This is a genomic window from Streptomyces sp. S.PB5, assembly GCF_030403745.1.
Taxonomy (GTDB): Bacteria; Actinomycetota; Actinomycetes; order Streptomycetales; family Streptomycetaceae; genus Streptomyces.
The window spans coordinates 109,741-124,446 of sequence record NZ_JAQMWP010000003.1 but is presented as its reverse complement, the minus strand read 5'-3'; the positions used below and the strand labels follow the sequence as shown (position 1 = coordinate 124,446).

At 71.2% G+C, this 14,706-nt stretch carries 14 protein-coding genes; 5 read left to right on the top strand and 9 right to left on the bottom strand.

Translation table 11 applies throughout. The features are described 5' to 3' along the window. Nucleotides 1–22: 22 nt before the first annotated feature. The 5 genes from PH203_RS09405 to PH203_RS09385 all read right to left on the bottom strand — a co-directional run bounded on the left by PH203_RS09405 (nt 23) and on the right by PH203_RS09385 (nt 6,432). On the bottom strand, nt 23–1,264 hold the full coding sequence (locus PH203_RS09405; RefSeq protein WP_289918536.1) for an MFS transporter: 1,242 nt from the start codon (nt 1,262–1,264) through the stop codon (nt 23–25). A gap of 31 nt (nt 1,265–1,295) precedes the next feature. Next, a complete protein-coding gene (locus PH203_RS09400; RefSeq protein WP_289918535.1) occupies nt 1,296–2,720 on the bottom strand; it encodes a citrate:proton symporter in 1,425 nt (474 codons plus the stop codon). A gap of 138 nt (nt 2,721–2,858) precedes the next feature. Continuing rightward, complete coding sequence (locus tag PH203_RS09395) at nt 2,859–5,111, bottom strand: molybdopterin oxidoreductase family protein (RefSeq protein ID WP_289918533.1); 2,253 nt, start codon at nt 5,109–5,111, stop codon at nt 2,859–2,861. A gap of 104 nt (nt 5,112–5,215) precedes the next feature. Further along, a complete protein-coding gene (locus PH203_RS09390; protein ID WP_289918529.1) occupies nt 5,216–5,833 on the bottom strand; it encodes a TetR/AcrR family transcriptional regulator in 618 nt (205 codons plus the stop codon). Beyond that, nucleotides 5,830–6,432 (bottom strand): hypothetical protein, encoded by a 603-nt coding sequence (locus PH203_RS09385; protein ID WP_289918527.1) that lies wholly within the window; start codon nt 6,430–6,432, stop codon nt 5,830–5,832. The genes PH203_RS09390 and PH203_RS09385 overlap by 4 nt, the downstream gene beginning before the upstream one ends. A gap of 235 nt (nt 6,433–6,667) precedes the next feature. Here PH203_RS09385 and hmgA point away from each other — a divergent pair, with 235 nt between their 5' ends. Genes hmgA through PH203_RS09370 form a run of 3 tightly spaced genes read left to right on the top strand, consistent with a single transcriptional unit; the run spans nt 6,668 to nt 9,996 of the window. Further along, nucleotides 6,668–7,993 carry a homogentisate 1,2-dioxygenase gene (hmgA, locus tag PH203_RS09380; RefSeq protein ID WP_289918525.1) on the top strand — a complete coding sequence of 442 codons (1,326 nt, stop codon included), beginning with the start codon at nt 6,668–6,670 and terminating at the stop codon, nt 7,991–7,993. A 56-nt stretch (nt 7,994–8,049) separates the two neighbouring features. Further along, entirely contained in the window at nt 8,050–8,799 is a 750-nt protein-coding gene (locus tag PH203_RS09375; RefSeq protein ID WP_289918523.1) for a GntR family transcriptional regulator, read from the top strand. A 39-nt stretch (nt 8,800–8,838) separates the two neighbouring features. Continuing rightward, complete coding sequence (locus tag PH203_RS09370) at nt 8,839–9,996, top strand: type ISP restriction/modification enzyme (RefSeq protein ID WP_289918520.1); 1,158 nt, start codon at nt 8,839–8,841, stop codon at nt 9,994–9,996. Here PH203_RS09370 and PH203_RS09365 read toward each other — a convergent pair. Further along, nucleotides 9,993–10,712, bottom strand: a complete 720-nt coding sequence (locus PH203_RS09365) for a TetR/AcrR family transcriptional regulator C-terminal domain-containing protein (RefSeq protein WP_289918518.1) — start codon at nt 10,710–10,712, stop codon at nt 9,993–9,995. The genes PH203_RS09370 and PH203_RS09365 overlap by 4 nt on opposite strands. Nucleotides 10,713–10,774: 62 nt before the next feature. Between PH203_RS09365 and PH203_RS09360 the strand changes: the two genes are divergently transcribed. Further along, entirely contained in the window at nt 10,775–11,722 is a 948-nt protein-coding gene (locus tag PH203_RS09360; protein WP_289918517.1) for an ATP-binding cassette domain-containing protein, read from the top strand. Next, a complete protein-coding gene (locus tag PH203_RS09355) occupies nt 11,719–12,501 on the top strand; it encodes an ABC transporter permease (protein WP_289918515.1) in 783 nt (260 codons plus the stop codon). Before PH203_RS09360 ends, PH203_RS09355 begins: the two co-directional genes overlap by 4 nt. A gap of 212 nt (nt 12,502–12,713) precedes the next feature. Here PH203_RS09355 and PH203_RS09350 read toward each other — a convergent pair whose 3' ends face one another. The 3 genes from PH203_RS09350 to PH203_RS09340 all read right to left on the bottom strand — a co-directional run bounded on the left by PH203_RS09350 (nt 12,714) and on the right by PH203_RS09340 (nt 14,500). Beyond that, nucleotides 12,714–12,983, bottom strand: coding sequence for a hypothetical protein (locus PH203_RS09350; protein ID WP_289918512.1), 270 nt, complete (start codon nt 12,981–12,983; stop codon nt 12,714–12,716). 126 nt (nt 12,984–13,109) lie between these two features. Next, nucleotides 13,110–13,961 (bottom strand): anti-sigma factor, encoded by an 852-nt coding sequence (locus PH203_RS09345; protein WP_289918511.1) that lies wholly within the window; start codon nt 13,959–13,961, stop codon nt 13,110–13,112. After that, nucleotides 13,958–14,500, bottom strand: coding sequence for a sigma-70 family RNA polymerase sigma factor (locus PH203_RS09340; protein WP_289918509.1), 543 nt, complete (start codon nt 14,498–14,500; stop codon nt 13,958–13,960). Before PH203_RS09340 ends, PH203_RS09345 begins: the two co-directional genes overlap by 4 nt. Nucleotides 14,501–14,706 lie beyond the last annotated feature (206 nt).

Sequence of the window (14,706 nt, the reverse complement as noted above, 5' to 3'; positions counted from 1 at the left end):
GGGAGGCCCGCGCCGCAGCCCGTCACTCTTCGCTCTTTCGGCCCAAGGAAGCGCCGGACCGGCGAGGCCCGGCCTGCTCACCGGACCCCGCGGCCGGCTTCGCCGGTGAGCGCAGTGCCACGCCCGAGGAGAGCAGCAGCAGCGCGCCCAGCATCACGAAGGGCGCCGCCACCCCCGCCACGCCGGCCACCAGGCCCGCCGTCGCCGGCGCCGCCACCTGGCCCAGCCGGTTGCCGGTCAGGCGCAGGGCGAGGGCCGTGGAGCGGGCGCCGTCGGGGGCCGCCTGGACGACCGTCGTCATGGACAGCGGCTGTCCGACACCGAGGCAGAAGCCGAGGACGGCGAGCATCACGGCCAGCGCCCACACCGGGACCGGCAGGGCGATCCCCGCGCACAGCAGGGCGCCCAGCAGACAGGTGACCGTCAACAGCAGGCTCCGCCCCAGCAGTCGCAGCAGCGGGGTCAGGACCAGGCGGCAGGCGATCGTGGCCGCCGCACGGAGGCTGAGCAGGAGGCCGATGACGGACGGGGCGATCCCCCGGTGCTCGCCGACCACGGGGAGGTAGGCGGTGAGGATGTCGGTCGCGGAGAGGACGGCGAGGCTGATGAAGATGCCGGCGGGCACGCCCCGGGCACGCAGGATGCGCTGGACGGGGACGCGATCACCTTGCCCCGTACGGGACTTCGTCGCCGTATCGCGATGCTCTATCCGCCACAACGACGTGAACGCGACCGCGCCCCCCGCCCCCGCGACGAGCAGCGCGAGCGCACTGGTGCCCGCCATGTCCGGCCCGCCGATCAACGCGCCGGCGGCGATGGGGCCGACGAGCTGTCCGAGGGAGGCGCCGATGGTGAAGTGGCCGAAGTTGCGGTCCTGTTCGTGCGGGGCGGACTGGCGGGCGACGAGGGACTGGGCGCCGATCACGAAGCAGAGGTGGCCGAGGCCCATCACTCCGCTCCAGATGGCCATCGCCCAGAGGGAGCCCGCGATGCCGCTGAGCGCACAGCCGCCGGATATGAGGACCACGCCGACCGGCAGGAGGGGCGCGCACCGGCCGTGGTCGGTACGGCGGCCCAGCGGGACCGCGGCGAACAGCGGGAGCAGGGCGTAGACCCCCGCGATCACACCGATCGCCCGCTCGTCCGCGCCCAACGCGAGCGCCCGGTAGGAGACGGCGGGCCGGGCCATCGACACCGCCCCCTGCGCGAAGCTGAAGGCGATGACGAGGCGGAGCAGCCAGCCGCGGTTCCCACCGGGCGCCATGAACATGCCCTCCTGGAAGGGTAGTTGCGGATCAGATGATGCCGAACAGGATTCCCGACGCGAGGATGATCAGGCAGGTCAGCGCCGCCCACTTCACCACGAACCTGGTGTGGTCGCCGAACTCGACCTTGGCCATGCCGACCAGGACGTAGACGGCCGGGACGAGCGGGCTCGACATGTGCAGCGGCTGGCCGACGAGGGAGGCGCGGGCCATCTCCAGCGGCGTGACGCCGTGGGCGGCACCGGCCTCGGCGAGGACGGGCAGGACGCCGAAGTAGAAGCCGTCGTTGGACATGAAGTAGGTGAGCGGCAGGCTCAGCAGACCGGTGACGAGGGCCATGTGCGGGCCCATGCCCTCGGGGATGACGTCGACCATCCAGCGGGCCATGTGGTCCACCATGCCGGTGCCCTGGAGGACGCCGGTGAAGACGGCGGCGGCGAAGACCATGCCGGAGACGTTGAGGACGTTGTCGGCGTGGGCGGCGAGCCGGGCCTTCTGGTCGGGGATGTGCGGGAAGTTGACCGTGAGGACGAGCGCGGCACCGAGCAGGAACAGCACCGGGATCGGCAGCCACTCCATGATCATGGCGGTGAGCAGGGCGATCGTGACGCCGGCGTTGAACCAGTAGAGCTTGGGGCGCAGGGTCGGGCGGTTCGGGTCGAGGACCGTGAAGCGCTTCTCCTCGTCGTCGTCCTCGGCGTCGGTGCCGGAGCCGGAGCCGGAGCCGCCGGTGGCCTTCTCGGTACCGGACGCGCCGGAGCCGCCGCCGGCACCCACGAGAACCGTCTCGGACTCCTTCTCCTCGACCTTCTCCTCGACCAGGACCTCGCCCAGCGTCAGCACACCGAGGCGCTTGCGCTCGCGCAGGCCCAGGAAGTACGAGAGGACGAAGACACCCAGCAGACCGACGGCGAGGGCCGGGATCATCGGCACGAAGATGTCGCTGGCGTCGACCTTCAGCGCGGTCGCGGCGCGGGCGGTCGGGCCGCCCCACGGCAGGGTGTTCATCACGCCGTTGGCCATGGCGGCCACACCGGTCATCACCACCAGGCTCATCTTCAGGCGCTTGTACAGCGGGTACATCGCCGAGACCGTGATCATGAAGGTGGTCGAGCCGTCGCCGTCGAGCGAGACGATCGCGGCGAGGATCGCCGTACCGACGACGATCCGCATCGGGTCCGCCTTGGCGAACTTCAGGATCCCGCGCACGATCGGGTCGAAGAGGCCGACATCGATCATCACACCGAAGTAGACGATCGCGAACATGAGCATCGCCGCGGTGGGGGCGAGGCTGGTGACGCCTTCGATGACGTAGTCACCGAGGTTGGCGCCCTTCCCGACGAAGACGCAGAACAGTGCCGGGATCAGCACGAGCGCCGCGATCGGCGACATCTTCTTCATCATGATCAGGACCAGGAAGGTCGCGATCATGGCGAAGCCAAGGATGGTCAGCATGTGTGGATACCTAACGTTCGCCCTTGAACTCCCACCGGAGTCGGCAGTGCGTTGACGTTAGGGCCGTTCAATCGGCGTTAACAAGACGTTGACGTGCGAGCAATAAGCGCAAAATACCAGGTCACAGCTTTGCGCTGCTCACAGCGCCGACACGGTGGCCGGTTTTACGGGGAACAGCAGCACCGGTACGCCGTTCAGGACCGCGTTGCCCGACAGGGGATCGAGCAGGCTGCCGTCGAGGAGCTGGTTGACGTTGACGCCGGGGTCCACCGCGGCGTGGCTCAGCCGGGTGCCGGGCCGGTCGTGCCCCCAGCCGTGCGGCAGGCTGACGACGCCCGGGCGCACGCCGTCCGTGACCTCGGCGGGCGCGGTCACCTCTCCCCCGGCCCCCTTGACCCGTACGGCCGTCCCGTCCGCCACACCGAGCCGCTCGGCGTCCTCGGGGTGGATGTGCAGGGTGCAGCGGTTGGTGCCGCCGGTGAGGGCGGGGACGTTGTGCATCCAGCTGTTGTTGGAGCGCAGATGGCGGCGGCCGACGAGGACGAGCCCGTCCGGCCGCTCGGCGAGGGCCTGCCGCAGCCGCGGAAGATCGTCGACGATCGGCTGTGCCAGCAGCTCGACCTTCCCGCTGCGCGTCTTCAGCGGCTGCGGCAGCCGCGACGCGAGCGGTCCGAGATCGATGCCGTGCGGATGCGCCAGCAGCCTCTCCAGCGTCAGCCCGTCCGGTCGTACGCCGAAGCCGTCGCCGTAGGGACCGAGCCGGAGCATCATGTCGAGCCGCCGCTCGGGACCGCTGACGCCGGTGAGCAGCCCGCTGAGTTCCTTCGGGTCCCGGCCGAAGACCGGCGACCAGGTCTCCTTGACCGCCTTGCCGAGGGTCTGCCCGATGACCAGGTCGTCGACGGCCGACGGGTCCGCGCCGTGCATGCCGGTCGCGGCGAGGATCAGCCGGGCCAGGATCTCGGTCTCGGCCATCCGGCCGGGCTCCAGCGGGACGGCGGGCCGGTTGTAGCGGACCTGGTTGCGCACGGCGAGGGTGTTGAAGGCGAAGTCGTGGTGCGGGCTCTGCGAGGGCGGGGGCGGGGGCAGTACGACGTCGGCGTGGCGGGAGGTCTCGTTGAGATAGGGGTCGACGCTGACCATGAAGTCCAGCCCGTCGAGCGCCTTGTCGAGCCGGTCGCCGTCGGGCACGGACAGCACGGGGTTGGTGGCGACGGCGACGAGCGCCCGGATCGGCTCGCCCTCCGGTGTCGCGGTGTCGATCTCCTCGGCCAGCGCGGAGATCGGCAGCTCGCCCTTGGCCTCGGGGTACCGGCTGACCCGGGAGTGCCAGCGGCCGAGCGCGAAGCCGTGGCTGGGCCCGGCGGGGCGGGGCGTACGGTCGGTGGCCGCCTGCGGGAAGAGCGCGCCGCCCGGGCGGTCGAGGTTGCCGGTGAGGATGTTCAGTACGTCGACCAGCCAGCTGGCGAGGGTGCCGTGCGGGACGGTGCAGCTGCCGATGCGGGCGTAGACGGCGGCGGTGGGGGCGGCGGCGAGCTCGCGGGCGAGGGTGCGGATGGTGCCGGCGTCGATGTCACAGGCGCCGGCGACGGCTTCGGGGGTGAAGTCGCCGAGTTCTTCCCGGAGTTCATCGATCCCGAGGAGGTGGGGCGCCAACTCCCCGGTGTCCACGAGGTCTTCCTCGAAGAGCGTGTACGCCATCGCCGCGAGGAGCAGTGCGTCCGTGCCCGGGCGGATCGCGAGGTGACGGTCGGCGAGTTTGGCGGTGCGGGTGCGGCGGGGGTCGATGACGGTGAGGGTGCCGCCGCGGGCCCTGAGCGCCTTGAGCTTGCCGGGGAAGTCGGGGGCGGTGCACAGACTCCCGTTGGATTCCAGCGGGTTGGCGCCGATCAGCAGCAGGTGGTCGGTGTGGTCGAGGTCCGGTACGGGGATCGCGCCCGCGTCGCCGAAGAGCAGTCCGCTGGAGACGTGCTTGGGCATCTGGTCGATGGTGGAGGCGGTGAAGATGCTGCGCGTACCGAGCCCGGCGAGCAGCACCGGCGGATAGAGGGCGCCGGCCATGGTGTGCACGTTGGGGTTGCCCAGGACCACACCCACGGAGTTGGGCCCGTACCGCTCGACGACCGGCCGGATCCCGGCCGCGACCGCATCGAAGGCCTCCTCCCAGGTGGCCTCGCGCAGCTCGCCGTCCTTGCGCACGAGCGGGGTGCGCAGCCGGTCGGGGTCCCCGTCGACGGCACCGAAGGAGGCGCCCTTGGGGCAGATGAACCCCTTGCTGAACACATCGTCCCGGTCACCACGCGCGCCGGTGACGCTGGTCCCCTCGATGGTCAGCGTGAGACCACAGGTGGCCTCGCACAGGGGGCAGATTCGCAGAGCGGTGCGGGACACGGGTCCTCCCGGGGCAACGGTGCCTGTCGCGGTGAGCATACCGACCGGTAGGCATGGCGGGGAGGGGCCATGAGGCGTCACGTCGGAAAACCGCGCGCGACCGCTCAGTCGAGCATCCGCGCCAGATACGCCCGCAGCATCTCCCGCGCCTCCTCGATGATCTTCTCGTCCCCCTCCGGCGCCACCCGGAACGCCAGATGGACCAGGGTGTCCGCCGTCTCCACCGCGATCAGGAACGTCCGTCGCAGGTCCTCGTCCGGCTCCCGCTCGATGTACCCGGAGAGCAGGTCCGTGAGCCGGTCGGCGACGCGGTGGTTCGGTTCGGCGTGGCGGGCGCCGACGGGGATCTGGTTGCCGAAGTCGACGAGGGAGAAGCCGGGGGCGGTGCGTTTCATGGAGAGGTACTCGTCGAGTACGGCGTCCATCGCGGCCCGCCAGCCGCCGCCCGTCGCCTCCTTGAGGCGCTCGGTGACGTGGGTGGTGAAGCGTTCGAGGTTGCGCTGGGCGAGGGCGTCGGCCATCTGCCGCTTGTTGCCGAAGAAGCGGTAGACGGAGCCGATGGGGACGCCGGCCCGCTGGGCGACGGCCCGCGTGCTCAGGTCGTCGTAGCCGACCTCGTCGAGGAGGTCGGCGCAGGCGTCGAGGATCCTGGTCAGCCGTTCGGCGCTGCGCCGCTGCACGGGCGCTCGGCGTAGCGATGTCGCGTGGGGCACGGACTTCATGATGCCTTTCCGCCGGGGTCCGGTGAACCTCGCCCCCCGGTACGGAAAAAGGTGCCAGGTGCACTCAGTGCGGAGGGCGTGGTGGAGGCCTCGGCTCCCGACGCCGTGATGTCGGCCGCGCTCTCGACGGGGTCTCCGTCGACCACCCATACGGTGCCGTCGTCGGCGTACAGCCGTACGGTGACGGTGTGCGTGCCGCGCGGGACGAGGTGGGCCGGGATGCGGCAGTCGAGGGTGCGCTGCCTGGAGACCAGTGTGCCGTCCACGAAGATGTACGCGAGGCCCCGGCCCTCCACCGCCTTGGGCTTGACGCCGGCCGGCGAGAAGCGGAAGTTCCGCACGGTCAGCCGTACGTCCCAGCTGGCGTCGGTGTCCGGCTGCACCTCGATGTCCACCTCGGGCGCGTCCTTGTCGTCCACCTCCCGGTAGTGCCGCCCGTCCTCGTCGGTGTCGTCGAGGACCTTGCCCACCGGTGAGGGCGAGGCCATGTTCTCCGGGTTCTCCGGTTCCCTGGGTGCGCCGGAGCCGCAGCTCACGGTTCCGGTCAGCACAAGGACACAGACCGCGAGCGCGGCCAGAAGTGCCCGCGTCCACGTCATGCCCCGGAGACTAGAACAACGGTCCGAAAGTCGGATCCCCCTGAAGTCGGGTTCTCCTCCTCCCTGATGAGGAGGTCCACCCGCGGAAAGCGGCCGGGAAGCGGCCGAAAAGCAGACCGAAGGTGCCCCGACGGCCCTCTTGCACCCTCGAAACCGCAATCCTACGGTGATACATAGGAATCGGTGCGGGCCAGGAATTCCTGGTCAGGGATCCGGAGTCGCAAGGGAGCGATCGATGAGCGGGGACAAGCGGAAGACCGCCGAGGGCCTGACCCACCTCTCCGGTTTCGGCAACGAGCACAGCTCGGAGGCCGTCCCCGGCGCCCTGCCCGAGGGGCGGAACTCACCCCAGCGGGCTCCCCTCGGCCTCTACGCGGAGCAGCTCAGCGGTTCGGCGTTCACCGAGCCCCGCGCGCACAACCGCCGCTCCTGGCTGTACCGGATCCGCCCCTCGGCCGCCCACCCGGCGTTCACCCACACCCACAACGGCTGGATCCGTACGGCCCCCTTCACCGAGTCCGTCCCGGACCCGAACCGCCTGCGCTGGGACCCCCTGCCCGAGCCGGCCGAGGGCACCGACTTCCTGGCCGGCCTGTGGACCCTGGGCGGCAACGGCGACGCGGCCCAGCGCACCGGCATGGCCGTGCACCTCTACCACGCCACCGACTCGATGGACCGGGTCTTCAGCGACGCCGACGGCGAGCTCCTGATCGTCCCGGAGCAGGGTGGCCTGCTGCTGCGCACGGAGTTCGGCCTGCTGCACGCCGAGCCCGGCCACGTGGCGCTGATCCCGCGCGGGGTGCGCTTCCGCGTGGAGCTCCTCGACCCCTCCGCCCGCGGCTATGTCTGCGAGAACTACGGCGCCCCCTTCCAGCTCCCCGACCTCGGCCCGATCGGCGCCAACGGCCTGGCCAACGCCCGTGACTTCAAGGCCCCCGTCGCCGCGTACGAGGACGTCGAGGGGCCGGTCGAGGTGGTCAACAAGTTCTGCGGCAACCTCTGGTCGGCCACCTACGACCACTCTCCCCTCGACGTCGTCGCCTGGCACGGCAACCACGTCCCGTACGTCTACGACCTGCGCCGCTTCAACGTCATCGGGACGATCTCGTACGACCATCCCGACCCGTCGATCTTCACCGTGCTGACGTCCCCGTCGGACACCCCGGGCCTGGCCGGCGTGGACTTCGTGGTCTTCGCGCCGCGCTGGCTGGTGGGCGAGGACACCTTCCGGCCGCCGTACTTCCACCGGAACGTGATGAGCGAGTACATGGGCCTGATCGAGGGCGCGTACGACGCGAAGACGGCCGGGAAGGGCGGCTTCGTGCCCGGTGGCGGCTCGCTGCACAACATGATGTCGGCGCACGGTCCGGACCGGGAGACGTTCGACCGGGCGAGCGCGGCCGAGCTCAAGCCCCAGAAGGTCGACGACGGCCTCGCGTTCATGTTCGAGACCCGCTGGCCGGTGACGCTCACCGCGCACGCGGCCCAGGCGGAGCACCTGCAGCGGCACTACGACGACGTATGGCAGGGCCTCGAACGTCACTTCCGGGCGCTTCCATGACTTCGTTCGCGGCTCGCTCCGTTGCACTGATCGTCGACGACCGGTACGGATAACCCGTGACCTCCTTCGCCCCTGACTCGATCGTCCTGAACCGCAAGCTGCCGCTCTGGTACCAGGTCTCGCAGTCGCTGCGCGCCTCGATACTGGGCCGCTCGCCCCGGGATCCGCTGCGGCTGCCCACCGAGGAGCAGTTGGCGGGCCACTACGGGGTGAGCGTGCTGACGATGCGGCAGGCGCTGAAGGAGTTGGAGGACGAGGGGCTGATCTCGCGTCACCGCAGGCGCGGCACGTTCATCGAGCCGGGCGCGCTGCGGGGCGCCCCGGTCCGCCTGCTCGGCTCGGTGGACGCGATCGTGGCCCAGCAGTCGGGCATGGCCACAGCACTGCTCGACCACGGCAAGGGCCCCGTTCCGGCCGAACTCGCAGAGTACTTCCCGGATCTCGACGAGGTGGCGACGTATCACCGGCTCCGGAACGACGAGAAGACGGGCGAGCCGACCAACCACGCCCGCAACTGGGTCCGTCCCGAACTCGGCGCCCGTATCGACCTGGACGACCTCGCCCGCTGGCCGATGACCAAGGTGCTGCGGGATGCCGTCGGGGCGGACATCAGCCGCATCACGGACACGGTGGAGGCGAGGCTCGCCGACCCGGAGACGGCTCGGCTGCTCCAAGTGCCGCTGCTGAGCCCGATCCTGCACTACACGGGGGTGACGTACGACGGGGCGGGGCGGGTGCTGGACGTGGCGGTGATCCACTACCGGGGCGACCGCTTCTCCTTCACGGTGACCTTGGAGGCCAACTGACCCCGCTGCCCCCACTGCCTGTCGGCCGAACGTCGTACGATGCCCAGCGTGACGCACGACGACGCTCCGCTGCTCGCGGACCTCATGCCGTGGTCCGTCGCACCGCCGCGGCTCGGCCGGGGGTGGCCGACGGGCCCCGACCCGGCATCCCTGAAGGCCCGCTGGGACGCGCTGCTGAAGGCCGAGGGCCCGGACCGTGAGGCCCTGTTCGAGCCGACCCGGTCCCGCACGCTGCGCTCCGCGGTGGGGCAGCTGCCGGGACAGCCGGGCGGCACGGAGAAGCTCGCCCGCGCCACCGGTCCCTGCCCCGAGCCGGTGCGCGTCCTGCACGCCCCCTTCGACGAGCACTGGCTGATCCCGGACCACCGGCTGATCGACACCGCCCGGCCGGAGTTGTGGCGGGTCGCGGACGAGCAGCAGGTCTTCGTGGCCGAGACGGCCGGCGGTCCCGGCCCGGTCCTCGTCGCCACCTCCCTGCTCCCGCTGCTCCGCCCCGGCCGGATCCGCCCGCTGTACCGCCGGCCGGGCGGCGAGGAACCGAACCTGGCGCCGGGGCTGCCGGAGTACCTGGGGGAGCGGCTCGGCCGGCCGGTCGCCCCGGCGGATGTCCTCGCGTGGATCCTCACCGCCGTACGCCCCGACCTCACCGTCCCGCTCACCGACGACCCCGAACTCTGGGCCCGGGGCATCGAGTTGGGCCACCGCCTGCTGTGGCTGATGCGCCGCGACGGCGACCGACCCAAGCTCCCCGGCGGCCGCCGCCCCTACGTCCGCGCCCCGCTCCCGACCCGGCCCCTCGGCCTCCACTACGACCGCGACGAGGAGACCCTCCACCTCGACGAGGGCCGCGTCTCCCCCGTGCCGCCGGAGGCCTGGGACTTCGAGGTGGGCGGTGTGCGGGCCCTGGAGGAGTGGTTCACGGCGAGAACGGCGGAACCGGAGCCGGGCACCCTGGCGGCGATCCGCCCGGCGACCTGGCCGCAGACCTGGACGTCGGAACTGCTGGAGCTGATCACGATCCTGGCGCTGACCGCCGAGGTGACCCAGCAGCAGGACGAGTTGACGGTGACGGGCCGGATCGCGTCGGCGGAGCTGCGGAAGGCGGGGGTGTTCCCGGTACCGGAGTCGGCACGGCGGCCGGCCTCGGTCCTCGACCACCACGAGGAAGGCCCGGAAGGGCAGTTGGGGCTGATCTAGTTCTTGGGCTCGAAGGAGTCCAACAGTCTCATCAGCATGCGGTCGAACGCCGCCTCCGGATCATCCGGCGGAGCCACTCCCCCCGCGAACAACGCAGCCAGGTGCGGATACGCCCCTGTCCCGACCTGCCTCATCATGTACGCGCCCCGCACGGCCTGCTCCTGCTCCGCCGACCACGGCACCGACCGCGTCCGCTCGGCGATCGCCTGCTCGTTCGCGACGTATGTCATGACCGACCCGTTGACCATCCCGAACAGTTCGAGCTTGGTGCCCGCCGGCAGGTCGAGGTCCTCCAGACAAGCCAGGACCCGGTCGAGGACACGCAGGGCGTTCGGGCTGACGGCATAGACGGTGGACATGACCCGCACCACCCAGGGATGCCGACGCATGATGCCGCGCGCCTGCCGGGCGAAGTCCATCATGTCCGCCCGCCAGTCGCCGCAGCCCTCGGCAGAGAACTCGTACTCGCCGCTGATCAGATCGACCATCAGCTCGTACAGGTCCTCCTTGCGCGGCACGTAGTTGTACAGCGACATCGTGCCGCAGCCGATCTCCGCCGCCACCCGCCGCATCGACACCGCGTCCAGCCCGTCGGCGTCGGCGATACGGACCGCCGCCGCCGCGATGTCGGCACGGCTGTACGCCGGTTTCGGGCCTCGGCCCGTGCGCTCGGGGCGCGCCCAGATCACCTCGGGTTCGGCCGTTCGGCCCGCCATTGATCATCACCTCCCCACCATCGTAGTTACGTACAGCGTACGTAGTGGGGTACCGTGGCCACATGACTTCTACGTACGCTGTACTTAGTGAAGGTCTGGAGCGTCGCTTCCGCGATGTCCACGCGCTGCGCGGGCTGGATCTCGCGGTCGAGAAGGGCACCGTCTGCGGACTGCTCGGACCGAACGGCGCGGGGAAGACGACCGCGGTCCGGGTGCTGACCACGCTGCTGCGACCGGACGCCGGGACGGCCCGCGTCGCCGGGTACGACGTGGTGCGCGAGGCCGCGCAGGTGCGCCGGCGGATCGCGGTCACCGGGCAGTACGCCTCGGTGGACGGCGACCTCACCGGCGCCGAGAACCTCCGCCTGTTCACCCGCCTGCTGCGCGCCCCGCGGACCCGCGCCGAGGAACTCCTCGAACGGTTCGGGCTGACCGGCGCCGCCGACCGTCCGGCACGCACCTACTCCGGCGGGATGCGCCGCCGCCTCGACCTCGCCGCGAGCCTCGTCACCCGGCCCGCCGTGCTCTTCCTCGACGAGCCGACGACCGGCCTCGATCCGCACAGCAGGAACGAAATCTGGGACGTTGTACGGGAGTTGGTGAGCGAGGGCACGACCGTGCTGCTGACCACGCAGTACCTGGAGGAGGCCGACCGGCTCGCCGACCGTGTCCTGCTGATCGACGAGGGCCGCACCGCCCACCAGGGCACCCCGGCCGAGCTCAAGGCACAGACAGGGCGGTACGCCGAGGTGGTCGTCGACGGGGACGGCGGCACCCCCGCGCTGCACGCGGCCGCCATGGTCCTCGACCAGCTCACCGGCGCCCGGCCGGTGCTCGACCCCGAGCGGCGCACCGCGGGCGCGATCGTCCTCGACCCGACGCTCACGCTCCCCCGCATCGTCCGCGAACTCGACGCCGGCCGGGTACCGGTGGTCGACGCGAGTCTGCGCCCGCCCACCCTCGACGAGGTGTTCCTGCGCCTCACGGCACGAGAGGAGGCCGCCGCGTGAACGCGGTGCTCCACGACGGTACGGCGGTGCTGGGCCGGCATCTGCAGAAGGTCCGGCACGCGCCCGCGATCACGGTGATGACGCAGACGATGCCGATCGTCTTCCTGCTGTTCTTCGGCTATGTCTTCGGCAGCGCGCTCGCGATGCCGGGCGAGGAGTACCGGGCGTTCCTGGTGCCGGGGATGCTGGTGGCGACGGTCGCGAACGGGATCATGACCGGGATGTTCACCGCCGCCGCGGACTCCCACCGCGGGGTGATGGACCGCTTCCGCACGCTGCCCATCAGCCGCTCCGCGATCCCGGCGGGGCAGGCGGCGGCCGATCTGCTGGTGACGGCGGTCGGGCTGGTACCGCTGCTGCTGGTGGGGTTCGCGATGGGCTGGCGGGTCGAGGGCGGGTGGCTCGCGGCGCTGGGCGCCTTCGGGCTGCTGCTGCTCTTCCGGCTGGCCGCGACCTGGGTGGGGATCCTGCTCGGGCTCGCCTCACAGAGCGAGGAGGCGGCCGGGCAGCTGGGCGGCGCGACCTTCATGCTGCCGCTGCTGTCGAACGCGTACATCCCCGTCGACGGAATGCCCGGCTGGCTGCGCACCCTCGCCGAGTGGAATCCGATCAGCGCGGTCACCACCGCCGTACGGGATCTCTTCGGCAACGCGCCGATTCCCGAGGGGGCTTCCTGGCCGGTGGCACACCCGGTCGCCGGGTCGCTCGCGTGGTGTGCGGTGCTGATCGGGGGGTGCGCGCCACTGGCCGTGCGCCGGTATGCACGGGGAGAGCGCTGAACTACTGCTGCTCAGGCATCCGTTCGGCACGGCGGCGAGCCAACTGGTGGACCCTGGTGGGTGAATTCGAGCGGGGTGGGGTGGGGTGTACCCGCGTCCGGTGGACGTACCTGGTGCTGCCGCATGCCGTGGGGATGACGGACGGGATCGCGGCGGGGCGCCGAAGCGGTACGGCCGACCGGGCGCGGGTCGGAAACGTCTGAGCGTGCGGGCTAATGCCCGCCGAACAGCGACCGGCGCAGACGACGCAGCGGCGCGAAGAGGGAGACGCGACGGACGCGCGCACCCCTGTCGCTGCGGTTCTGCGCGGGTTCACGCGCGGTCAGCTCACGCATCAGCAAGGTCGCCTCGGCCGTCTTCTGCTGCGGCACGGCGGGACCCGCCAGCACCGAGAGATGGCGGTCGAGGCGCGAACTGGTCGCACTGCTCCCGCAGGTGATCGCAGGGACCCTCGCCCTGCTGCGCACTGTTATCTGTTCCATGTCACTCCCCACCCGTACGAGTCCACCCGGCCCGGGCAGGGTAACCCTATCGCCCCCAGGGGGCACTCGTGTATCGCGGTCACAGGATTCACCTTCCCCGTAAGGGGGTTGACGACCCCTCCGTGGTTACTCTCCGAATCCAACCGATTTCAGGGCGAGTTGGACAACTGGCTGGCTGGTGGGTTGCGCTGATCCGCCGTCGGGCTCGACGGTCACAGCCAGTGACGTAGCGGACTTCTCCAGACCGGATGTGACCAAGGGCGTGTCGGCGTCGAAGAGCCCGAGGGAGCGCGGCTCAGCGCCGGGGCGCATGAGCCACAGCTGGTTCACACGGCCGTCCGGGATGTCGTCGTATCCGCTGAGGGTGACGACCGCACGGCCCTCCGATGCGGAGGCGATGACTCCGATACTGCGGCCCTGCGCGTCCTTGCCCGTGCTCGCGCGAGCGTCGGGAGCTGCGAGAACGTGGGCGATCTCACTCGCCCTGGCCTTCTCCGCGTTCAGCTGGTCCCGGGTGTCATTCGCCTGTACGGCGAACAGTGAGGCCACCACGAGGGCCGCGGCGGCCGTGGCCGTGGCGAACGGCACGAACAGCGGGCGGCGCTCACGGGGCGCACGGGAGCGTGCCGGCGGCGCCTGCGTGCCCCAGACATGCGGCGGCAGCTGCGGCTCTCCCCCACTGCCGAAAGCGTGGGAGGGGCCCCCAGCCCTCACCTGCCGCGCCGGCTGCTCCTGCGCGGTGGTGCGCACGGCGGCCAGCACCCGGTCGCGCATCGCGGCCGGCGCCGGGGCGGCCGTCGACCAGGCGAGGCGCACGGCGTCCTCGGTCAGGGCGCGGACCTCGGCGGCGCAGACCGGACAGGTCTTCAAGTGCTTCTCGAACCGGGCCCGCTCGGCGGGCTCCAGCGCGTCGAGCGCGTAGGGAGCGGCCAGCGAGTGGGGGCCCTCACGGCGGAGCAGTTTGTCGAGCAGGCTCACGCCACACCTCCCAGGCACTCGCGCAGCCGGGTCAGTCCGTCGCGCATCCGGGTCTTGACGGTGCCCAGCGGCAGCGAGAGCCGCTCGGCCACTTCACGGTACGTGTAGCCGTCGTAGTAGGCGAGGGTCACGGACTGCCGCTGCAGATCGGTGAGGCGGTCCAGGCAGCGGCGCACCCACTCGCGCTCCAGTCCGGCCTCGACCTCCTCGGTGACATGGTCGAAGGCCGGGCCGCTCGCCCGCCGGGCCACCCGCAGCTCGCGCTCGCCGGCCGCGCGGGCGCTGCGCACCCGGTCGACGGCCCGGCGGTGGGCGAGGGTGAGGATCCAGGACAGGGCGCTGCCCCGGCCGGGGTCGAACCGCGCGGCGGACCGCCAGGTCTCGAGCAGCACTTCCTGTGACACCTCCTCCGACTGGGCCGGGTCCCGCACCACGCGCCGCACCAGTCCGTACACCGGTCCCGAGACCAGGCCGTAGAGCTCCTCGAAGGCCTTCTGGTCACCGCCCGCGACAAGGACCAGCAGCTCGTCCGCTTCCAAGTCGCCTCCCCCTCCTGCAAAACCACATCTGGGCCGCCCGGCCCCACGAGGTATTCGCAACGAACACACCTCCGGATGGGATTACGGATCAGCGGGCCGAAAACGCGGGTCGCCTTCGATGAAACATGATCCTCAATCCGCCGTAAGAACGTTTGGGATTCGACCAATCCGCCCTGCCGACCGCTCCGAATCAGCGTTCGTCAGGC